Origin of the sequence: Moorena sp. SIO3E8, from assembly GCF_010692445.1 — a bacterium.
In the GTDB taxonomy this organism is placed as follows: domain Bacteria; phylum Cyanobacteriota; class Cyanobacteriia; order Cyanobacteriales; family Coleofasciculaceae; genus Moorena; species Moorena bouillonii.
On sequence record NZ_JAAHHM010000015.1, the window covers coordinates 18,579 to 40,423 of the forward strand.

General features: G+C 43.3%; 22 protein-coding genes. 13 read left to right on the forward strand and 9 right to left on the reverse strand.

Features of this window, described 5'->3' with window-relative positions; genetic code table 11:
• Positions 1-41: 41 nt before the first annotated feature.
• The 5 genes from F6K46_RS08615 to F6K46_RS08635 all read right to left on the reverse strand — a co-directional run bounded on the left by F6K46_RS08615 (position 42) and on the right by F6K46_RS08635 (position 3,666).
• A complete protein-coding gene (locus tag F6K46_RS08615; RefSeq protein ID WP_075904662.1) occupies positions 42-320 on the reverse strand; it encodes a hypothetical protein in 279 nt (92 codons plus the stop codon).
• Between the two features lie 210 nt (positions 321-530).
• Entirely contained in the window at positions 531-674 is a 144-nt protein-coding gene (locus F6K46_RS08620) for a hypothetical protein (protein WP_293055570.1), read from the reverse strand.
• A 507-nt stretch (positions 675-1,181) separates the two neighbouring features.
• The gene (locus F6K46_RS08625; protein WP_293055567.1) at positions 1,182-1,334 is read right to left on the reverse strand and encodes a hypothetical protein; all 153 of its coding nucleotides are present in this window, start codon (positions 1,332-1,334) and stop codon (positions 1,182-1,184) included.
• Between the two features lie 139 nt (positions 1,335-1,473).
• The gene (locus F6K46_RS08630; RefSeq protein ID WP_293055564.1) at positions 1,474-2,385 is read right to left on the reverse strand and encodes an MBL fold metallo-hydrolase; all 912 of its coding nucleotides are present in this window, start codon (positions 2,383-2,385) and stop codon (positions 1,474-1,476) included.
• A 771-nt stretch (positions 2,386-3,156) separates the two neighbouring features.
• Positions 3,157-3,666 carry an inorganic diphosphatase gene (locus tag F6K46_RS08635; protein WP_075904666.1) on the reverse strand — a complete coding sequence of 170 codons (510 nt, stop codon included), beginning with the start codon at positions 3,664-3,666 and terminating at the stop codon, positions 3,157-3,159.
• A gap of 295 nt (positions 3,667-3,961) precedes the next feature.
• On the opposite strand from F6K46_RS08635, the gene alr reads away from it, so the two are divergent.
• Positions 3,962-5,188, forward strand: a complete 1,227-nt coding sequence (gene alr, locus F6K46_RS08640; RefSeq protein ID WP_293055559.1) for an alanine racemase — start codon at positions 3,962-3,964, stop codon at positions 5,186-5,188.
• A 121-nt stretch (positions 5,189-5,309) separates the two neighbouring features.
• On the opposite strand, the gene F6K46_RS08645 is transcribed toward alr, so the two are convergent.
• On the reverse strand, positions 5,310-5,435 hold the full coding sequence (locus F6K46_RS08645) for a hypothetical protein (RefSeq protein ID WP_293055556.1): 126 nt from the start codon (positions 5,433-5,435) through the stop codon (positions 5,310-5,312).
• Positions 5,436-5,578: 143 nt separating this feature from the next.
• Here F6K46_RS08645 and rpsB point away from each other — a divergent pair, with 143 nt between their 5' ends.
• Positions 5,579-6,409: a 30S ribosomal protein S2 gene (rpsB, locus tag F6K46_RS08650; RefSeq protein WP_075904670.1), complete on the forward strand. Its 831-nt coding sequence runs from the start codon at positions 5,579-5,581 to the stop codon at positions 6,407-6,409.
• A 158-nt stretch (positions 6,410-6,567) separates the two neighbouring features.
• Positions 6,568-7,221, forward strand: coding sequence for a translation elongation factor Ts (tsf, locus tag F6K46_RS08655; protein ID WP_293055551.1), 654 nt, complete (start codon positions 6,568-6,570; stop codon positions 7,219-7,221).
• A 318-nt stretch (positions 7,222-7,539) separates the two neighbouring features.
• Here the strand turns inward: tsf and F6K46_RS08660 are convergent, their stop codons facing one another.
• Positions 7,540-8,370, reverse strand: a complete 831-nt coding sequence (locus F6K46_RS08660) for an Rpn family recombination-promoting nuclease/putative transposase (RefSeq protein ID WP_293055548.1) — start codon at positions 8,368-8,370, stop codon at positions 7,540-7,542.
• Between the two features lie 709 nt (positions 8,371-9,079).
• Between F6K46_RS08660 and F6K46_RS08665 the strand changes: the two genes are divergently transcribed.
• The 4 genes from F6K46_RS08665 (at position 9,080) to F6K46_RS08680 (ending at position 14,180) form a co-directional block, all read left to right on the forward strand.
• The gene (locus F6K46_RS08665) at positions 9,080-10,258 is read left to right on the forward strand and encodes an inositol-3-phosphate synthase (protein ID WP_293055545.1); all 1,179 of its coding nucleotides are present in this window, start codon (positions 9,080-9,082) and stop codon (positions 10,256-10,258) included.
• A 566-nt stretch (positions 10,259-10,824) separates the two neighbouring features.
• Positions 10,825-12,129 carry an MFS transporter gene (locus F6K46_RS08670; protein ID WP_293055542.1) on the forward strand — a complete coding sequence of 435 codons (1,305 nt, stop codon included), beginning with the start codon at positions 10,825-10,827 and terminating at the stop codon, positions 12,127-12,129.
• 88 nt (positions 12,130-12,217) lie between these two features.
• Entirely contained in the window at positions 12,218-13,045 is an 828-nt protein-coding gene (locus F6K46_RS08675) for an SDR family oxidoreductase (RefSeq protein ID WP_075898762.1), read from the forward strand.
• A 610-nt stretch (positions 13,046-13,655) separates the two neighbouring features.
• Positions 13,656-14,180, forward strand: a complete 525-nt coding sequence (locus F6K46_RS08680; RefSeq protein ID WP_293068920.1) for an esterase-like activity of phytase family protein — start codon at positions 13,656-13,658, stop codon at positions 14,178-14,180.
• A gap of 736 nt (positions 14,181-14,916) precedes the next feature.
• Here the strand turns inward: F6K46_RS08680 and petJ are convergent.
• Positions 14,917-15,390: a cytochrome c6 PetJ gene (petJ, locus tag F6K46_RS08685; RefSeq protein WP_366510695.1), complete on the reverse strand. Its 474-nt coding sequence runs from the start codon at positions 15,388-15,390 to the stop codon at positions 14,917-14,919.
• Positions 15,391-15,618: 228 nt separating this feature from the next.
• Here petJ and F6K46_RS08690 point away from each other — a divergent pair, with 228 nt between their 5' ends.
• From F6K46_RS08690 to F6K46_RS08705, 4 genes are all read left to right on the forward strand, one after another.
• Positions 15,619-16,041 carry a BlaI/MecI/CopY family transcriptional regulator gene (locus tag F6K46_RS08690; RefSeq protein WP_293055536.1) on the forward strand — a complete coding sequence of 141 codons (423 nt, stop codon included), beginning with the start codon at positions 15,619-15,621 and terminating at the stop codon, positions 16,039-16,041.
• The gene (locus F6K46_RS08695) at positions 16,041-16,967 is read left to right on the forward strand and encodes a M56 family metallopeptidase (protein ID WP_293055533.1); all 927 of its coding nucleotides are present in this window, start codon (positions 16,041-16,043) and stop codon (positions 16,965-16,967) included. Before F6K46_RS08690 ends, F6K46_RS08695 begins: the two co-directional genes overlap by 1 nt.
• A gap of 308 nt (positions 16,968-17,275) precedes the next feature.
• Positions 17,276-17,719 (forward strand): hypothetical protein, encoded by a 444-nt coding sequence (locus tag F6K46_RS08700; protein WP_293055530.1) that lies wholly within the window; start codon positions 17,276-17,278, stop codon positions 17,717-17,719.
• A gap of 294 nt (positions 17,720-18,013) precedes the next feature.
• Positions 18,014-18,664, forward strand: coding sequence for a hypothetical protein (locus F6K46_RS08705; RefSeq protein ID WP_293055527.1), 651 nt, complete (start codon positions 18,014-18,016; stop codon positions 18,662-18,664).
• A gap of 70 nt (positions 18,665-18,734) precedes the next feature.
• Here F6K46_RS08705 and F6K46_RS08710 read toward each other — a convergent pair whose 3' ends face one another.
• Positions 18,735-18,863, reverse strand: coding sequence for a hypothetical protein (locus F6K46_RS08710; protein ID WP_293055524.1), 129 nt, complete (start codon positions 18,861-18,863; stop codon positions 18,735-18,737).
• A 162-nt stretch (positions 18,864-19,025) separates the two neighbouring features.
• On the opposite strand from F6K46_RS08710, the gene F6K46_RS08715 reads away from it, so the two are divergent.
• The gene (locus F6K46_RS08715) at positions 19,026-19,394 is read left to right on the forward strand and encodes a hypothetical protein (RefSeq protein ID WP_293055521.1); all 369 of its coding nucleotides are present in this window, start codon (positions 19,026-19,028) and stop codon (positions 19,392-19,394) included.
• Positions 19,395-21,234: 1,840 nt separating this feature from the next.
• Entirely contained in the window at positions 21,235-21,837 is a 603-nt protein-coding gene (locus F6K46_RS08720) for a DUF1517 domain-containing protein (protein WP_293055518.1), read from the forward strand.
• Positions 21,838-21,845 lie beyond the last annotated feature (8 nt).

The window sequence follows — 21,845 nt, forward strand, 5'->3', positions numbered from 1 at the left end:
TTGTTACCTTTAAATAAAGCTATATAAATAAAAAAAATGAGCTAGGTTTTGTGACATATTTTATAAGCTTGTTCTTCTGACTCTTCAAGAGTTTTAAATTGTGAGTATAGCTTTTCAATGGTTTCTTGATCGGTACTTTCTACGGTCACATTAAACACTATACTATTGAATTGATTTTGGGCTGTTTTTACAACTTCTTCAGCTTTCCTACAAGATGGATTTATGAGTATTTGATCAAGTTGAGGAAAACACCCACTTAAGCAAAACGTTAGTATAAAGATTATTATTCTATTAGCTTGGGCAATAGTAGCAAATTTCATCAGACAAGGGTGTAACTTAAGTTAATTCTAATACCCACTACTTAAGGTAATCTAGAGTTTCAGGAAATTTAATCCAAACCTCTGAACGATTCCACAACCCAAGTACCTAGGATTTGAAGTCTTTTCTAGAGCATCACTTCAGTCAACAGACTCTCCTGCTGGTTACTACTATAGAGATCCACTATAGAGATCCACGGTTGTGTACCTCTACTAACTGATAACTATTGACCTCAGTTTTTGGTTATCTTCCCACTGCCACAAGCTTGAGATCATCTCTGCCACCCGCGCGATCGCTTCTGTCAATTTGCTCTCAATGCTCTTGACAAATTCCACATCACCTTGAATGCTCACCAATCTGGATTTCTGTCCTATAGGATAGGCTTTAAGACACCCTTTTTGGGCTTATACGGTGGAATTGAGCCAAAAATCAGCCAAAAAGGCAAGATACTGTATATGGGACAGGTAATATAGTACAGGTATTTAGCCCATTGGTATCAGCCATTTGGCTGATTTTTGCTATGAGGGGTCACACCCCTCATCATTTGTGATAAATTTTAATTAGTAGATGCACCCTGATGATCGAGAGAGTCAAAAACGTGGCTCTCTTTTTTTTTTGGGCATAGGGATTGCCTGATAGAGGTAGCGTTTTCCCCAATCACTTGCCCCAAGCCAGCTGATTAAGCTGATCAAATAGACATCTTTAAAAGTATTTTTTAAAGTATTGCGAAATATATTTACCTGACAGGACAACTCTTGAACTATAGCGCTATATATTAAAGGATTGGGCTAATCTAATCGAAAACTTAACTAGAGGAATTTCCAGTAACCAACAACCACCAGGCTGAAACATTCCGTTCAGTATCAGTACCCCGAAAGCGAGTAATAACCAATAGCATTCCCCAGAGTGCGTTCGCGTAGCGGCTCTTCCAGAGCATCGCGTAGCGGCTCCAAACGCGCCCCGCGTGGCCCATTCGCGTAGCGTGGCCAATAGGCCAAGGCCAAGGAGCATCGCATTCTGGGGGATATCAAAACTACCTAATTCTATTCAGACCAATGTGATCATGTGTTCCCAACACCTGTTAAGGCAATATAGTGAGCAATATAATTCCACAAATTTATCTAAAATTCCAGCACTATAGTCATACCTAATCATCTATACCCTTGAACAAACAGGCAAAACCATCCCCTCCCGAGCCAGTAAGTGATTAGGATAGAAAGACTGGAGTTGCTTTTGTAGTCTGTCGAGATAATCATCATTATAGTCAGGATGATAACGAGACATAACTATGCGCTTAACACCTGCCACCTTTGCCGTTACTATCCCAGTTTGCCAACGGTCATCTTGCCAAATCAAAGGTGAATCATTAAGCAGATCATCTTCTTTGAGGGGAAAGGGAGTATTCAAAATTAGCAAATCTGCCTGACGGGATAGGTATCGTAAATTTTCATCAATGCCACCCCAACCATGGGAGTGAGTAGTGGCGTATACAACAGCATATCCTTGCCAGTTGACCCGATAACCCATTGCTTGATGTGAGTCATTAAGAAGCACAGCCTCCACTGTTACATCATCTAGGGTGACTGTATGACCTGACCTGAGCCCATGAAATTTCAGATCTGACTGCATGACCTGAAGGGGCACTGGAAAATTTGGAGGAATCATTTGCTGACCTAGACACTGTTCGATGGACGCCCCATCAGGTGCTGCTGCTCCATAGAGATGAAAACAGTTACCAGGAATAAACGCAGGAGTAAAAAAGGGAAACCCTTGAATGCTGTCCCAATGGCTATGGGAAAAAAAAATGTGAGCTTCTATGGGCATTTCCTTAAGCCAATGATTTCCCAGCACCCGCAAACCACTGCCACCGTCAAAGATTAAGCGTTTTCTACCAACACGCATTTCTACACAAGATGTATTGCCACCATAGCGAATGGTATCTGTCCCAGGAGCAGAAATTTGACCCCTAACGCCCCAAAATCGGACGCTCATATCCCCTCCAGTACCATTGTTTAGGCTGGGTTTAGCCTTATATTGGCCTAGTTTGGGTGCTACTAGATTTTGCATTTTCAATCTATGAATTAAGTGAACCTAAGTTAGGAATTATTCCCATTGGTAGATTCCCACTAGAGGATACTCAGGTACTATTAAGTAACCATCTGTGGTTAACCACTAATTTCTGTTAAAGCGGGCCGATTGCATACATCAAATTGCATACATCAAATTGCATACACCAAATTGCACACATTAAGAGTAATTAGATGGGGGAAAGCAAGCACAACAGCCCCAGTAATTTAGTCATATCTCTAATCTCGAACCGTTCAGCCCCCCGAAACAAGTTAAGATACAGTTATGCTTTATCTTAACTGTATCTTAAGTGTTGGTTAATTTTAACGGATTTAGGAACAAACAGTTTGTGACCTATGTCACACATGCATCAAATTAATTCAATCAATCAATCAGAATGGGAACTGGGTATTGCATCGCTTATCCCTTGATCGGTCAGCTTTCATCTATCGGAAGTCAGCCTATTTCCTTATAGCTTAACCTCGACAGCTAAACCAAAAGCTCAGTTTATGCCCATCTCAAGTATAACTGCTCACCCCATCCCATTCTCACCCGATTATCTTCTCACCTAAAAAGGTAATATCTTTGAGCTTCTGTTGGTATCTCTCCCTGACCCTACTCTAGTAAGGTTGGGGGATTTTTTGTTCTGCTTGCCCTTAAAACAGAGAATGGCTAATCGCCTTGCTAGCTTTATAGCAAGGCGATTAGCCTAAAAAAAGAAATGCTAGTGGAACTCATCTCACCGATGAGTTCCTACTTGATCAGTCCCTACTACTTATAGTTTTTGATCGACTTTTCCACCAAAGGCATTACGTGATCAAGATCTTTCCATCCTAAAATTTCAGTTACTTTCTTTTCCAGATTTTTGTATGTCTTGAAAAATTCAGCAATCTCATCCAACCGATGGGGCGCTATATCTTGGAGAGTTTTTACCTCAGCGTAGCGAGGATCCTTGTCAGGAACACACAGAATTTTTTCATCCCGATCACCTCCATCGATCATTTCCAGCATCCCGATTGGTCTAGCGGTAATGACACAACCAGGGAACGTAGGTTGATCCATTATGACCATACCATCAAGAGGATCACCATCATCTGCTAGAGTGTTAGGGACAAAGCCGTAGTCATAGGGGTACTGTACGGATGCATAAAGTACCCGGTCAAGGGCAAAGGCTTCTAGATCCTTGTCAAACTCATACTTATTTTTACTACCTGCGGGAATTTCAATTAAAACGTTGATCAGACCTGGTTTAGGTTGAGCAGGAATCTTTGATAAATCCATGAACTATATGTTTCAAAAAAACAGCAGATGTGGGTTATCTCATCTTTAGTGCTTAAGACATCCTAATAGCTGCTTTAATACTTACCCAGACAAATCCCATAGTTCAGGATTTTTTAGGTAGGTAGAATAGCCAACCGATCAGATTATCCTGAGCAGGGTGCCGTTCAATGGCAGCTATATTGAACTACTAGCCCCGTGGAACATTGTGACATCTCACCGCAACTTTTCAAACCGCCATTCGACTGATAGTGTGTAATGTGTGTGTAATGTGTGAGTGATTGAGGAGTGAAGTCCGATGGGAGAGCTTCAGCAGAGGATTGGTATAACACCATTACAGTCGGAATCTGTCACACAAATCCTAGGGGATGATACTGACTGCCTAAGTGACCCGTTTTATCCTGGATTACGCCAACGAGCCTGGGCCGAAATTGATAAAGTTGCTCTTCATCAAAATTTACGGCAAATACAGCAGCTTTTGCGCCATCCTACCCAACTAATGGCAGTGGTGAAAGCCGATGCTTATGGCCATGGTGCTCTAACCGTTGCCCGCACAGCGATAGATGCTGGTGCTGGGGGGTTATGTGTTGCTACTGTCTCAGAGGGCATTCAACTCAGGCAAGGGGGAATTAAGGCCACTATACTCTTGTTGGGAGCGACTAATACCCCAGAACAAGTCAAAGCGATCGCTCACTGGCAATTGGAACCAACTCTGTGTAATCCTCAACAAGCGTTAGTGTTTTCGGAAACCTTGAGTGGTCTAAACCAAAGCCTGCCAGTGCATCTGAAACTAGATACAGGAATGTCCCGGTTGGGAATGCCTTGGCAAGATGCTATCGAGTTTGTACGCCTAGTCCAACAATTACCTAACTTGGAAATAGCTAGTGTCTATTCCCATCTAGCCACTGCTGATAGTCCTGACCCCACAGTGATGAGACAGCAGCATCAAAGGTTTAAAAACGCGATCGCACAATTGCAGGCTGGTGGCATAACTCCTCCCCGATTGCACTTAGCCAATTCCGCTGCCACCTTAACCGATTCAGCATTGCACTACGATTGGGTGCGTGTCGGATTAGCCCTCTATGGTCTCTATCCAGCGGAGCATCTTCAAAATGTTATTCACCTCCAGCCAGTGATGCAGGTAAAAGCGCGGATCACCCAAATTAAAACTATTCCCCCTGGCACTGGTATCAGCTATGGCCATCAATTTATTTCAAATCGACAGATGCGTATAGCAGTAGTCGGTATTGGCTATGCTGACGGTGTTCCCCGAAATCTCTCCAATCGCATCAATGTCATCATCCGAGGGCAGCAAGTTCCTCAGATTGGCGCAATTACTATGGATCAGCTCATGTTGGATGTTAGTGATATTCCTAATATACAAGTTGGGGAAATTGTTACCTTAATTGGACAGGATGGGGAAGAGCAAATCTCAGCAGATGACTGGGCTATGGCTTTAGGCACCATTTCCTGGGAAATTATTTGTGGTTTTAAGCACCGACTACCCCGTGTAGTAGTAGGGTAAGCCGTCAGCCGTCAGCGGTCAGCGGTCAGCGGTCAGCGGTCAGCGGTCAGCTTATTATATTCAAAAGTAGCGTGGCCACAGGCCAAAGGCTGATAGCTGATAGCTGATAGCTGATAGCACCTCAAGTAGCGTGCGCTAATCGCTGATAGCTGATAGCTGATAGCTGATAGCTGATAGCTGATAGCTGATAGCTGATAGCTGATAGCTTACCAATTAACAAATTTAATGTTATTAAAATAAAATTCATCCATGCCATCCCTTTGCCATTAGGGAGTCAGAATGTGTTACCCTAAAAGGGTTTTATAAACATCGCACATCCAGGGTTTCGGGTGTTTCTAAAGGGAAATCCACCTGGATGGAGGTTAAACCCGAATTAGGAGTTAAAAAATTATGCCTGTAGTTTCTTTAGCTGAAATGCTAGAGTCAGGGGTTCACTTTGGTCACCAGACTCGCCGATGGAACCCCAAGATGGATCCTTACATTTACACTGCTCGCAATGGTGTCCACATCATTGACTTGGTACAGACAGCTCAGCTGATGGAGGACGCTTATCACTATATCCGCACCTCATCAGAGCAGGGGAAAAGATTTCTGTTTGTCGGTACTAAGCGGCAAGCTGCTGGAATTATTGCCCAAGAGGCAAGCCGTTGTGGTGCCTACTATGTTAACCAGCGCTGGCTAGGTGGTATGCTCACCAACTGGGAAACAATTAAGACCAGGGTGGAGCGACTGAAAGATTTAGAGCGTCGGGAAACCAGTGGTGCCCTTGACTTACTGCCAAAAAAAGAAGGCTCTATGCTGCGTCGGGAACTAGGCAAGCTTCAGAAGTATCTAGGTGGCATCAAAATGATGCGTAAGGTTCCCGACATAGTCATAATCATAGACCAAAAGCGGGAGTACAACGCTATTTTGGAATGTGAAAAGCTAAGTCTACCGATTGTATCACTATTAGATACAAACTGTGACCCTGATTTAGCCGATATTCCGATTCCAGCCAATGACGATGCGATCCGGTCGATTAAGCTAATCATAGGTAAACTGGCTGATGCCATTTACGAAGGCCGTCATGGTCAGCTAGATGCGGCAGAGGAATATGAATACGAAGAATTTGAAGAGGGATTAGAGGAGTTCCCAGACGAGGAGGAAATTCAAGAGACTGAACAAAGTGAGCAAATTGAATCCGTAGATCAAGGAGATAACCAGGAGACTGAGGAAGAATAGTTAGTTATCTTCGAACTTGAAGCCCCACGCTGAATTTATCCTTTGATAAAAATCAACTAGCTTTCAGCGTGGGCTGGTAAACCCATACTCACGGATCGAGTAGTGTGGGAAGATATCACGGTGTAATCAGTTTCACTAACAGTAGGAACAAAAACAACATGGCAATTTCAGCACAACTTGTCAAAGAGCTACGGGAAAAAACCGGCGCTGGCATGATGGATTGCAAAAAAGCTCTCGTAGAAAGCGACGGAGACACGGCCAAAGCTATAGAATGGCTGCGGAAAAAAGGCATTACCTCAGCTGAGAAAAAATCCGGTCGTGTGGCAGCAGAAGGAATTATCGGCAGCTACATCCACACTGGTGGTCGAGTCGGTGTACTCGTAGAAATTAACTGCGAGACCGATTTTGTTGCCCGCCGCGACGAGTTCCAAGCCCTAGTCAAGAACGTCGCCATGCAAGTAGCAGCTTGCCCTAACGTTGAATACGTGAAGGTCGATGACATCCCTCAAGAGATTGTTCAAAAAGAAAAAGACATTGAAATGGGTAGGGATGACCTAGGCAAAAAGCCAGAAAACATCAAAGAGAAAATTGTTCAGGGTAGGATTGACAAACGCCTTAAAGAACTCTCGTTGATGGATCAACCTTACATTCGTGATCAAAGCATCACAGTGGAAGAGTTAGTCAAGCAATGTGTTGCCCAGTTGGGTGAAAACATCCAAGTGCGTCGCTTCACTCGCTACGTCTTGGGTGAAGGTATAGAAAAGGAAGAAAGCAACTTTGCTGAAGAAGTTGCTGCCCAGATGGGTTCTTAAACCGAAGCTTACCTTTGAGCTTCACCCTTGAGCTTGATCAACACGCTTCACTTATTTCGGAGATAGGGAAGATCAGCTAGTTTAGCAGGAGCTTCACACCATAATCTTTGATTTGGTGTGAGAGGAATGCGCGGTTCCACCCGGGGGTTCAATGCCCCCGTATGGAACCCATCACAACGCTTTCACAGGCAAGTCGTCAGATGGCCCTGATGGCTCCAAGGGCAGAGTTGACCTAACCAGGTGTTCAAGGCATTGTAAAGTTGGGATTTTTTTTCACAGCATTTCTAGAGTATGAGTGGTATCAACTCCATGTGAGCATTATTGGTCTACCCGTGACAACCAACTCAAGAAATCTTCCCAACTATTCAACTCAAAAATAATATCTGTTAACCCTTCCAAATTTGACAGAGACAAACCTTGAACTAAGTTGTTTATTTCCTCGGTCATTTCTGGGAATCGTTTTTTCAGCAGACGCATGACCAAAATCTGTGCCTCAGTGATGCGACCTTCAGCATTCACTTCCTGATAAAATCTGGTCTGTTTCCATTCAGTAAGTCCAAACATCGCTTCTAATTCCCTCCAGGGACGTTCAGGAAATTTATACACTAAGGCTTGTTCTACTAATTCTATCGCATTTCTTTGCTGTGCTACTGGTAGAGCCCTCGCACATCTTTCCAGTTGCTGTACTCTGTGTTGGACATTGGTCTCTGGTTCTACTACCAGGCGTACCAGTCCCAATCCGATTGAGTCTGAGGTGTCTGGAGTTTCATCGAGGTAAAGTGAGCGCAGATATCCTGTTTGGACTTCGCCATCGTAACATCTGGGAATCCCTGTATCCAAGCTGCGCTTAGCCCAAAATACTACCGCTTGCCAACTATGCTGCCAGCGATTTTGTCCTAAGTAGACAAACACTTCTTGCATGAGGCGGTAGTACAAGTCCTCATCTTTCTGAAATTGGACTTCTACGAAATAAATAGGGTCACCGTCCCGTTTGGGGAGAAATACGCCGTCGGTGCGTTTGGCGAGTTCTTTGAGTTCGACGGCCTTAAAATTATAGTTTTGTGCTAGTTGAGAGTTTTCTTCCAGGAGTTCAAAGAAAGTACCAGGGAGGGTTTGGAACACTTTATAAAATAGGCTGTCAGTGCGCATTGGTTAGCATTGGAAGGAACTGGTATTTGGGTTATCTGGCCAATATTATCATCGGTTGGTGTTATTTTTTGATATTATTTTTTTATAATGGCAAAGGTGTGCGCCCATATATAAAGTGCTCTTCTGATATCGAGTCCGCCTCAGCAGTTGAACTATCAGTAAGTCTTGCGGAGTAATTTGGTGGGCAAAGGGAAAAGGGGGTATTTGATGAATCTATTGGTAAAGTTTCCCCTTGCCCACCCTACGAGCTCTGCGATCGCCTCAGTTCTAGACGCTTAACTTGTGCCTGATATTGTCTTCTCTCCCAGACAGCTTTTTCTATCTCTTCTTGGGTACAGTCTAAACGTTGACAAGTATCTGTTAACCAGATTACTTAAGGTAGCTTTCCAGAAAGAACAGCCGCCAGAGTGGGCGTGACAAAAGTTTTTAGAGAAATTCAACTACTTGCCGCCCTTGGATTTGCGACGTAATTCTGTACTGATCGGAGCCATAGCAGAACAGCAAAAAAAATACAAGAATTATTTACAAAAAGTTGCAAAGCTGGGAAAGCTGGGACAGGAGTGGGTTTGGGAACAGCTTTGCTTGGAATTAGGGGTTTAGTTGTGACCGTCGTGCTATTAATTCTATTTCCACTATTTACCACTGCTATACCTGAGTCAGTTCAGGAGTATGATAATTTAGTAATTAAAATCAGCTCAAATCTTTTCTTATGACTAAAACTGGATTATTAATGCCAGGATTTGGAGGTGCAATTGCCACAACAGTTTCAGGTGTTATTGATTTGATAAAACAGGGTCATGTTAAAAAGTATGGCATGATTAGCGAAAAGCCAATTGATGATCGCACGTTAGGTCAAATTGCAGGTGCACCCGAGATTGAAGAGCTAGAAGTTGGGGGCTGGGATGCTGTTGATGCGACGATCGGTGATGCTATGAAATTACATGGTGTCTTGGAAGAGTGGCAATATAATCTGGTCTCACCCAATCTCAAGCTCCTTCGTGCTTGGCCTGTGCGTTGTCCAGATCTTGAAAAGAAGAGCCCATGGGGCTCCTGTATTGCACAAATTTGTAATGATATCGAAACGTTTCGCAAGGAACGTGGGGTTGACTCGATTGTGCTAGTCAATTGCATTAGCACAATGCCGAAGCCAACACCCAATCCAGCCTATGAATCAATCAGTAGTTTGCAAGTTGCCTGCCAGCAAGATGATCCGTGCATTACACCATCAATGCAGTATGCGATCGCAGCAGCATTGACCGGGTCTGCCTACGCCAACTTTACGCCCAATCCGGTAGAAGTTCCTTCCATTGTAAAGTTAGCACAGCAGCACAATACACCGCTTGCAGGTCATGATGGCAAAACTGGACAGACACTTTTGAAAACTGGTATTGCCCCCATGTTCAACATTCGCAATTTAAGGGTTCGGCAATGGATTAGTTACAATCACCTGGGTAATCGGGATGGGGCTGCTCTTGCAGAACCTAATGCCAATCAGACAAAAATAACCAGTAAAGCAAACTGCTTAACTCAGATCTTGGGTTACGAGGATGTTGGACATAAAGTCACAATTGACTACGTTCCTCACCCAGATGGCGAACTCGGTGATCGTAAGCAAGCTATTGATCATATTCGATTCAAAGGTTTTGGAGACACTCCGATGTCTCTGCTGCTGCACTTTGATTGTCAGGATTCTTCTCTGGCCGGTGGTATTGTTGTTGACTTGGCTCGTTTTATGACCGTTTCTCTAGCCCGTAAAGAAAGCGGCTTGCAGCCTCAGTATGGACTATTTTTTAAGTCTCCGCAGGTTCCCAATGGTGAACCTGATCATGATCTGTTCAACCAAGCTGCTTATTTTGAAGCTTGGGTCTGTCAAGATGCAAACCAATAAACCTCTCCGGAAATTATCCCTCTTCTGTCAGACTCCGAAAAATGGGGGTCAAACCCTAATTCTCTCGTTAGGTGTCGTTGGCTGTAATGACGCAATTTCGTCAGAATTTCGGAAAGTGACAGAAGACGGATAAGTTTTCACCTAGACATGATATAGCAATCCTAAATAGATTTTAACTCACATCTTGCACCATCTAAATAGAATTGCTATAAAGGTTTAAGATTCTTTTTCATAGCGCTTTTCATTTGGATGGACACAATTATTCAGTCTGATAGGAGTGTAAGCGAAACAGATTAGAGCTACCCATTTGAAAACCGCTATCAGAGAGGTCTAATAATCTTGGCTCTTCCGTACTTGTTATGCTAAATCAACACTTTGGCAAAGGGAGCTGAGGCCGTGGGCCACGCTACGCGAACGGAGCAGGGAGAAGAGGCAGTATTCAGAAAACTTTATTATTTAAATAGCCTCATAACCCTGACACAGTAAGCTTTATGAGTTTTGTTAACTGGAAATTTAGCATAGCAGTTACTGAAGAACCATAATCTTTAACGGAACAAATTTCCATTATGGCTGTTCAAGAACCATCTCAAGTTTCAGGAGATCATCAAATTAGTCACAGTAACGCTCTAAATATTGATTCATACCCTGGTACTTCAAGTCAGACTATACTTGAACATAACGATCCGAAATCTCGCCTCAAAATCAGTCTTTTACTTCTAGGATTTCTGCTGATTGGTCTATATGAGTCTAGTATCAGTGTCTTAATTCTAAATCTACAAATTTATTATCAGGTTGACAAAGCAACCGTCGCCTTCCTCCTTCTAGGAGGAACACTCGGTCATTTCATTGCGGCATTAACTATTGGCTTCATTGAAAATTGGCTTGGACGCTTATCACTTTTACTTATTGGTATCAATTCATTTGTTATTGCCACATTAGCTTGTAGCTTATGCCCACCATTTAAAATTTTTATTCTATTACCTATTCTCATTGGTTTTGGTTTGGCAATTATAGAAACTTGGTTTAATGCTTACCTGGTCATGCAGCCAAACAGTAAGATTTGGCTTAATTATTTACATGCACTCTGGGGAGTTGGAGCCTTGTTAGGTCCAATAATTGCCGCTAGCATCATTGCCAGCAATCAGGGTTGGTATAATATTTATCGATTATGGGCATTACTGGGGTTTCTGTTGGCGATCGCATTATATTTGGCATTTTCAGATCAAGCTGATACAACGTTAAACTATGATGACTCGCAAGGGTCACAACCCAGTGTTTTGCAGGCTGCTCTAACGTCCCCTATTATCTGGTTCACCAGTGGATTTGTTATTTTCTGTGTTGGAACAGAACATAGCCTAGGGGATTGGGCTTACAGTTTTCTGTGTAGTATTCAGCATGAATCTCACTTCATGGCTAGCTTAAGCATCAGTACTTATTGGTTAGGCATGACTCTTGCCCGTTTAGGCATTAGTATTTTATTTCGCTGGTTTGAGATTAATCAATTACTCTATCTTTGCATGTTCAGCATCTTGATTAATATGATGCTGATCTGGTTTTGGCCATCGGTCATCATGTCTACAGTCGGCCTAGGGATTGCTGGTCTAAGCTTGGGACCGTTGTATCCCACAATACTCGCTGTTGTAGCAAAACAAATACAACCAAGGCTTGTTATAAGTGCGATCGCAATCATAAGTGGGCTTGGTAAGTTAGGAACTTCAATTGTGCCGTGGCTAATGGGACTGATTGCCCAAAAATTCAGTCTATGGTCGCTATTCCCTTACATCATGCTGTTAGCAATGATTATGGTTATACTTTGGACAGCGATGAATTTTCTGTATTATCGGCCTGAACAAATTTCGATTAATGGCTAAGGTTGTAGTACCAGAAGTAAAGACTAATCAGTGCACTAATTGCGACTAAAACCCCATTCCATCACCTCCGTTGTTTAGGGATAACACTATGCACATCAGCCCAGAACTAATAGACCTAAAGCAAATTAAGCCAACCTTTGGATGTTTGAAAGACAAAGTCGTAGTCGTTACCGGGTCAACCCAAGGTTTAGGTGCTGCGATCGCCCGTCAAGTGGCTTGTTCGGGTGCAGCAGGAGTAGTTATTTGTGGCCGCCAACAGGATTGCGGCAAAGCAGTTGCTGATGATATTCAAAACGAATTTAATGTGAAAACCTGTTTCCAGCGAACGGATTTAAGGCAAGTTGAGGACTGTCAAAACTTAGTTGCTACCTCCTGCAAAACCTTTGGACGCATTGATGCCTTAGTCAATGCTGCGGGGCTGAGTACACGTGGTTCTATTGAAAACACTAGTCCTGAGCTATTTGATGAGTTAATTTCAGTTAATTTACGCGCACCATTCTTCACAATTCAAGCTGCTGTACTTGCAATGCAAAAGCAAAACTCAGCTGGGAGTATTGTTAATATCATTTCAATTTCTAGTTATGGCGGACAATCATATTTAGCTCCCTATGTTGCAGCAAAAGCAGGACTTATAGCATTAACTCGCAACGTCGCTTATAGTCAGCGTTGGCGACAAATTCGATGCAATGCTCTCAATATAGGATGGACAGAAACTCCTAATGAGCATAAAGTGCAACTAGCCATGGGAAAGTCCGAAAATTGGCTTGAACAGGTACAGCAATCCTTGCCAGCTAAAAGCTTACTCCAGCCGCACCAAATTGCTAAAGCGACTACCTTCTTGCTCTCAAATGATTCTGCACCGATTACAGGTTCTATTATTGATTGGGACCAGCAGCCAGTAGGTTGCTGGGATTAACACTCTTGAGTGCTTATTGACAGGCTTATTGAGCATAAGATTGATACAGATTGAAGAGGATTCGCGATCGTCTTGAGTTGAGGAAAATTTTTTATTCTTAGGGGCTATGAATGCATTGATTTTATTTGTCCCCAACCGAATCAAAATGATGATTATTATTAATAGTGTACCTCCTTCTGACTTCTGACTTCTGACTTCTGACTTCTGACTTGATCGTAGCACTATACCATCCTTTAAATACCTAGTCATTTCTCTCTTCTTAAACTAGCTAAGAAGAGATTTTTTTATTACTATAATCAAGGATGACGAATAAACATCAATAAATAGTGCTATAAACAAATGTCAACTGATAACTGATTATCAATATTTACTTTGCTAAATCTTTGTTAAAACTTAATTGTTTATTAGTTTTTAGTTAATTATTAGTTAACCTAAACCCATAATTATCTAATGGCTAAGGTATTTTGGATGAGATTAAATTCAGAGATTAGAAGTAGATAACTCTAGTTTTGGTTTTACATTAACCAAGACATATGACTCTACAACTATCACTGTTTTTACTCTTTTTGCTGATAGCTATAACATCGATACATAACTGCGATCTACTGTTATGGAAACTAACAATCCAGAGGTAGTTGATACCTCAAATGAAGTAACTCTGATCGGATTTGCTTCGTTACCTGCTGATACCTTTGCCGATGGACCGGAATCAGGCAAAGATGTAGATAGCACTCGCACTGGACCATTCCCTGGTCAACCCGTAGGTGGATGGAGTGGAGTACAGTTTGCCGATAATGATAGTTATTGGTTTATAGTAGATAGCCTATTTGGTAGCAATTCTGATACTCTGGCCAGGATCTACAAAGTCGATCCCAATTTTGCTGGTACGGAAGGGGGTGACGGCAGTGTTGAGGTTGAAGAATTTATTATTCTTAGGGATCCTAACAAGCTAATACCCTTTGAGATTCGTAACCAAAACGATATCCAAAGACTTTTAACTGGTACAGATTTTGATACCGAACCCTTAGTCATTGACAAAAATGGCGATTTGTGGGTAGGAGATGAGTATGGTCCCTATCTATTACACTTCGATAGCAATGGCGTCTTACTAGTGCAGCGCGGTAGAAATGCTTGAGCAGCTGCGGATAATGGTGAAACAGAAGGATGAACCGCTGACCCACTCGATGCTCAGCTCATCCGATTACACTCTTCACAACTAGGCTATGCCTAACCAGTTTCAGATCAACAAATGGCAGCACTCAACTTGACCCATCGTCCCATTTGTCCCCAGTGGAATTACATGATTCATCCTCGGTCTCAATCTGCTCAAAAACCATGAACTTATTTCTTGACAAACCCTTAGGTCAACCCTCTTGAGCTTGAGTTTGTTAGCAACCTAACTAGCACCATTGATTTTGAGTCACCAGTTACTTATCTGGTTGAGTCCACAACTTTTATGTCGCAGTTTCCGAATTTGTAACATAACTTTACAAAAAACCCCCAGATAGTTCTAATCTGATGGTTAGAATGCAACAGTTTGGTAGACATAGCCCTACTTGCTGTCAGAATGATAATTGCTTGGAATTGCTCGAAAGTACTCTTAGCTATACCTGATGGGGTTGGGTGAGTTAGCTTTTTACCAGTTGTCAATAGGCTAAGGCTTGGTGATAATAAGCGATCGCTGAAAGCGGGACTATCGGCAGAGCCGTTCGCACCTCAAGCAGCGTCGCCTACGGCGAAAGCGTGGCCTACGGCCGACCCTACGCGAACGTCCATCGCATCTTCATACTCCTGAAGTGCAAAAAGCGCCAATCCCCGGTTTTAGTAACCCCGGAAATCATGGCGCTATCGAGTAATTAACCTGAGGGGAATCAAAAAAATGAGCGCCAGAATGGGCGCTTTTTGGGTTTAAGGGTATCGGTTTTGTCCTGATTAACTGGCTTCTGATCAGCCTCTATACCTAATTGTGGAGATTTGGACTCTGGGGATTTTTGATTAGAAATTTCTTTACCCAACTGCCAGTCATTGTCAGCCTGTAATAAAACATAGGTAGCCACATTTTCAATCTCCTGCTCAGTCAGCTTCTTATTGAAGGAGGGCATAGCGTTTTTGCCATTGGTTACCTGGGTTTTAATGCTTTCGAGGTCATACATCTTGTATCGTTTCAGCACAGGTTTCTTCAAGGTTTTATTGGCCATAATCACGTTATTGCCACCGATATGACAAGCAGCACAATTTTGACTAAAAACCTGAGCTCCCTGAGGGGCATCACCAGCTAGGGCTGGACGTTCTAGAGCAAATGTAAACCATACCGTAGCAGTCAACAGGATTGATAGCAGCTTCATAAAAGGTATTCTCCTTCTGATCAAACATACAGCAGGCTACAGAGTGGCCTATAATTATTACCTAGAATGACTGTAAACCTTAGAAGAACTGCTGTCAAACCTAAGCAAGACTATAAATAAAGGAAGCAGACAGACTAAATATGAATCGGGATAGCCTGGCGGCTCTTCACTTCATACACTATTAATCAGTTTTAGCACCAAAATTACCGGAAAATTAACCACTAATCTATGAGTCCTCTGCCCCATCATCGCCCTAAACAACTCTCCCTAGGTCCATTGGAACGAGAAATCTTGGAGATCATCTGGGCATTGGGTTGCGCTACTGTCAAAGATGTCCATGAACAGATTTTGGCTGACCCAGATCGGGAATTAGCGTATGCTTCAGTGACCACAGTGCTACGCCGCTTGACCCAGAAAGGTTGGCTCAGTTGTGATAAACGACAGCGTACCTTTTTATGGAGACCCTTAGTGTCTCGGCAAGAAGCCCAGGTACTCGCAGCCCATGACCAGCTCAATCGCTTTTTAGCCGTAGGCAATCCAGATGTAGTTGCTGCCTTTGCCGATAGCTTAGATGCAGCAAGTGTGGAACAAATTTCTGCGATCGCACAACGACTGCAAGCAGCACGTCAAAGGCGGAAGGAGGGAAAATAATGCATTTTGTAATGATAATAGCAGCCTTAGGGCTGGCTTGCTGGCACAGGCACACAAGCTACCAACTCCCTGGGAGTTGTCCCAGGCGCTGGCAACAGTTACTAGTGCAATTTCTTGCTCCACCCCTACTCCTGCTAACCACTGCTGTGGCTGTGCTATCCATGGGGCCAAAGGGACAAATGATCGGGTTACGTACCGACTGGCTCAGCTACTCTCTAGCCCTAGGATTTCTGGTTTGGGCACTAATGTTGTGGCTAAAGTTAGCAAGACTTGGTTGGCAGTCTTTGCAACAAGTTCGTTCCTTACCCCAAATTTGCTTAACAAATGGGCAATGGCAAAATGGGCAATGGGAAAGGGTTGAAAACTGTCCTGGCTTAACTCCAACCCCTGAATCCCTAGCTAGTCAGGGTCAATTGGCTCGTCTTTTAGACACTCCCATACCCTTTATTGCTCAGATTGGCTTTTGGCAACCCGAACTTGTGGTCAGTCAGGGACTCTTAGAAACTCTCTCATCGGAACATCTAGAGGCTGTTATCACCCATGAGCAAGCTCACCACCATTACCGAGATACCTTCTGGTTTTTCTGGCTAGGATGGATTCATCGCATCACTGCTTGGTTACCAAATACAGAGTCATTGTGGCAAGAACTATTGAGTCTACGAGAAATCCGTGCTGACCATTGGGCCGCTAAACGGGTCGATGCCCTATTGTTGGCAGAATCACTGTTAACTATGGTTAGTAGTCCGATGATCACTACGGAAAATTTCTGTGCTCCCTTTAGTAGACCAGTGTCTCCCAGTCGCTTCCAACAGAGAATCGATGCATTGTTGACAGAGCAAGAGTCTTCCACTGGTACTAGCTCCTGGAATTGGAGTTGGTTGCTATACGTATTATTACCCCTATTGGTTGTACCGTTTCACCAATAGACTTAAGGGCAACAGGTAACAGGCCACAGGGAAAGGGGAAAAAAATATTTTTTTGGGTATTGACGTCGCGACATAGTGATGTAATTATATAAATATATCGCGACAAAAGGAACGAACACAGAAAACACTTAACTAAAACACTTAAGTAAACCCCCTAAGTGTAGTAACTACCTAAGTGTATTAACCAGTGTATTAACCTATTGTCACGATATCACGATATACCAATAGAAGTATATCGTGACAAAATGTGCCAAACTTATAAGAGGACAATCATATGTTGCTCTCTCCCGAGCTAGAGGACAAGGACATTGGTTCACAAAAAGACAGATCCCCGGTATGCATTACTGCGAGGACATATTCCCAAACATCTACTAAAGCGCTTCCGCAACTACTGTGTCGAACACGAGCTTGACTACAGTGAAGGGCTAGAAGATACGCTGACTAAATTTTTTAACTACCTAGACAGCAGCCAACTATCAGCAGTTCCAGTACAAACTCCTACCATTGTTGATCTCATTCATGGCTGGAACTTGGAAGAACTATCACGATTAAGTGAAGTTAGCGTTGAAAACCTGCAAGCCATCTTAGAAGGGAAGCGACCCACAGATGATGACTTGATTGGTTTGGGTGTAGTGCTATGCAAGAACAATGGTGAACCTTGGACAACGGATGAGTTAGTGGAGATTCGCGATCGCTGTTTCTACGGTTTTCCAAAATTGTCGAGCAACAACGAGTTGCCAAAGATTCAATAACCGTGATCGGACTAACACCTGCCAATGGTTATTGCTATCAGAGGGGATGTAAAGCGAGAAATTATCGTTTTTTGAAGCGATTTTTGGCTAAAATCAATCCTGCCAGTTACTTTACTATAGAAGCCGTCGGTTACTTAGATCAACAACCATAAATCAACAACGATAGATCAACAACCATAGTTAGCCATAGTAGTTAGCCATAGTAGTTAGCCATAGTCTCCGTTGGTCCGGTTTAACTTGCTTAAGAGCAACACTCACTACTCAGCGTGTCATTTTAGGTTTCAGTCTTCAACAATGGACAATTTTTTTTTCTCAGGGTGCCATCTATCAGTTACCACCGAGAGTTTCAATATTGAAGCTCCATCACGATTAGCGGCTTATGCTCTAAGGCGACATGCTAGTGAGCTGGCTGTATCTGCTCAAAAACTCAGGCTTCAACGGGCTATTGTATCTTGGCCCGGATGCGAGCGACCTTACCAAATTCCCACCTCCATACTCAGGAGCCAGACAAAGATGACCGGACCAATACGCCAAGACGGAACCTATTTGCTAGGAGCCAACTACCTTCGTGTTAATGATTTTATCAAAGAAAAGCGTGAAGAAGGTCTGATTGTAGTAATTACATCAATGTGGAATGATGTTTGCTTACATACCAATGACCTACTTGCACCAGAACGAGGCATTCTCCAACCCCATCAGTGGACTGGCTTTAATTATCGCTACTTGTGGCGTGATAGTCGGGATGAGTACAACGAACTAATTGATCGATTGACTCGGGAGCGTTACATTCCCAAATTCCAGTACACACTGAGGCGTCCCGATGGCACATTAGGCCGCTATGAGACCGATTATTACCTGGTAGATGATTATCTGAACGTACCAGTGCGCATTGGTGTCAGCCATGTCAATGCTTGGGAACTAATATCAGAACCGTTAGCAAGTTAGTTTCCATGTAGTTTCCATTTTCTATCAGCCATCACTCACCACCAAGACTCAAAATCGTTGATCCTGTTACCTAGGTAAGCGGCTTGCCGCTTAAGGATTGACCTTGGCCTAATGGCCACGCTACGCGAATGGTCACACTACGCGAACGTAATGGTGTTACCTGACTTTCTTGACCGGTCAATTCAGTACGCTCATTCAATAACTGATCGCTGAATCTAATGGTCTACTTGATTGGCCATTAGGCCACGCTACGCGATTGACCTTGGCCTAATGGCCACGCTACGCGAATGGTCACGCTACGCGAGCAGCTACGTAGCCAACAGCGATTTATTTCCCTAAAACTGTTTGCCAACAAATAACTATGCAAAACCAATCAATTAATTCGGTGCCTTCTGGCAATCAGAACTATGAAGCCAGCACTAGTGCTTTAGTGAATTATCCAACTGACAATCATAATGAAAAGCAGCCGATAGTAAGGGGAGGGTATGTTTTTGCTCTGATGGTGGCGATGATTTTGGGATTCCAGTCACTGGAAGCCTCCTATGAACGGGTAAATGGTCAGGAAAATATTTCTTTTGCTACCAAGTCGCCTCCTTATAGTCTCGTAGTGACTGAGTTAACGTTGATTGGCTTGGGGCTAGGTATTGAAATTGATAAATCTACAATCTTCTCCAAAGGCAAAGGAATAATTCAACTGCTAGTAAATTCCTCTATGGATGAAGAGGAGTAATATCATCTAGTCCCATCGGTACTGTAAAACTGAAAAGCTTCGGTAATTGGTAATTGGTAATCGGTAATTGCTAGTTGCTAATTGTAATTACTCCCAAGTCATTACCCATCACCCATTACCAAAAAAACGTTCAATTCCATAATTGACGTACTGATTATTCAAGACTTATGGTTTGGTTAGTTATCTAGTTAGTCACCGGTTGAGTTCCAATTTCATAAGGAAGACTATCTCAGCTATCTATCTCAGCTATCTATCTCAGCTATCTATCTCAGCTATCTATCTCAGCTATCTATCTCAGCTATCTATCTCAGCTAGAAGACGCTGCTGGCTAGTTTGCAATTAGTCAATAGCATTTTTAAAAAGGGTGTTAAATCTACTACTACTTGTAAAATTAATTGTATGACAGTTATTAAACCCTTGGTTTTCGGCTTTAATTTAAGTTACATAATAATCCCTGTCGGTGTTACCCTAATTTAAGTCTAACAAATAATAAGAGTTTTTGGTAGACTCTGCAACATTTTCTCTAGCTGTTTACTAACCCTTTCAAGTCAACCGAGTTAGATACAGATGGGTCAAACCTCTTGTAGTTTTGTTAGATAAGTGGTATAAACCGCTACAGAGTGAAGTCCCCCAACCTGCTTGACCTTTGGTCACGCGGGCCGCGTTCGCTGAGGTTGGGGCTTCCCGCTCTCAGGTCAATTCAGGGACAGTCTTATTCGTCAATAGGGTTTCCCGCGCGCGTCCCCGATGCCTCAAAAAGCCGCGCTAGAATTGGTCTTACTCAGCGTCCACAGGCAGACATCCGCCTTCTAAGGACGTATATTTTGGCGACAGACTTACCTTGGAATTACAGCGATAGCTGACCAGCTAGGGCAAGTCTCTTCCCGGAGACGAAACCTTAGAATAAGGCAGCCTTAATCATAAAGTTTTAACCCTTTTACGCATAGCCGACCAACCATAAAGGCTGCCTTATTCTTGCGGTAACTTCTGACCCTGAGCTGGAGCTAGTACTTTTACACCTTGAAGGTAGCCTTTTAGTCAGTCAGGAGGGTCATCGACCAATTTTATTTTAGCACGACGCTCTAGTTGTCGTCTCGCTATCCATCCCCACCGTCTTTCACGGTGGGGATGGATAGCGAGTTTTGTTAAAAAAACGGGGTGTAATCAGGAGTGATAGCTCAGTCAGTTGCGGTTGACTGGTGCAGACGCGATTCGGCAAAGCCGACGCTTCGCGAACGCTCCTGTTTTATTTTTTTTTAGGACTTACGCAATTTACTTGGAAATCCGCTGCCTAACCCCCCTTGCTCTGGCTGAGTGACAGCTCCTAAACTGACTCTGCTCTTACAGAGCCGCTCCGCGAACGAGTGAGCGTGTAGGCAACAAGCGCCAATCCGGGCATCCCTTAGGAGGCGCTGGGCTTTAAGAACGGACTGCCGAGAGACGAAACCTTAGAGAGGGTCGCCTTACTAAAAAACCTTGAACCCTTTTCCCCATAACCTTAAAACTATAAAGGCGACCCTCTCTTACGGTAACTTCAAACCCTGCCGCTCTGTTTTCTTGGTCTTTTTTTTAAGAGTGTTTTGCTGACTTGCCCAGCATTTAAGGCCGTAGGCCACGCTACGCGAACGGCTTTGTTTACCAGTACTTATATTATAGCAATTCCATGCATACCCTGTGCAAAATTCATCCCACACCTATGCTGCGCATAGGTGTGGGATGAATTTTGCCGGACAGCTAAGGCGGGTGTTCGGTGATCCGCTAGGGGCAGTCAACAATGGGCTAGAGTAGGATAGATAGGATAATTGAGATTAATTAACGGCGTAAGTTAGCCGACAGAAGGATGAGTTCTTGGCGCGATCGCTTAAATAAATTTGGTGGCAAAACTAGATTTGTAGTTTTTCGTTTGTTTGTACACTTAGCTGGTTCAGAAGTAACACCCTTGTTGGGGGTACTCAATCGTGCGGCACGGGAGGCCGTTGACTCAGACGGGGATTTGAAGGTTTTAGGGGAAGAACTGGTAGCAATTTGTCAAAACCTGCTACAGCTGCAGATCTACTGGCAATCCGCAGCGAATGAAGGGGATGTCTTCTGGAAGGAAGGAGAAGCTGGGGACTACGTTAATGAACTGTTTACTGACTCAGCTGGGCGCTATCTGTCTGAACCAGATTTCACTACAGCCTTACCTGACAACGAACCTTTATCCATACCTGTGACCCAAAACGTAATTGTTATGATCACAGTAGCCTACGAAGGGGAAGTTCCTGAACTAGAAACTAACCTAGCTAGTGTTGAGTACCTCGAAGCAGGTCTAAAGGCATTGATTAATCTCCACTATCAGGAAAGTTTGCAAGCTATCCAGGTTCACTTCTCTCCAGCACAGTTGGGTGATGAACTGACTGATGACCAAATTTTACTTAATTTCCCGGAACTGGTTCCCCTGTAATCAGAATA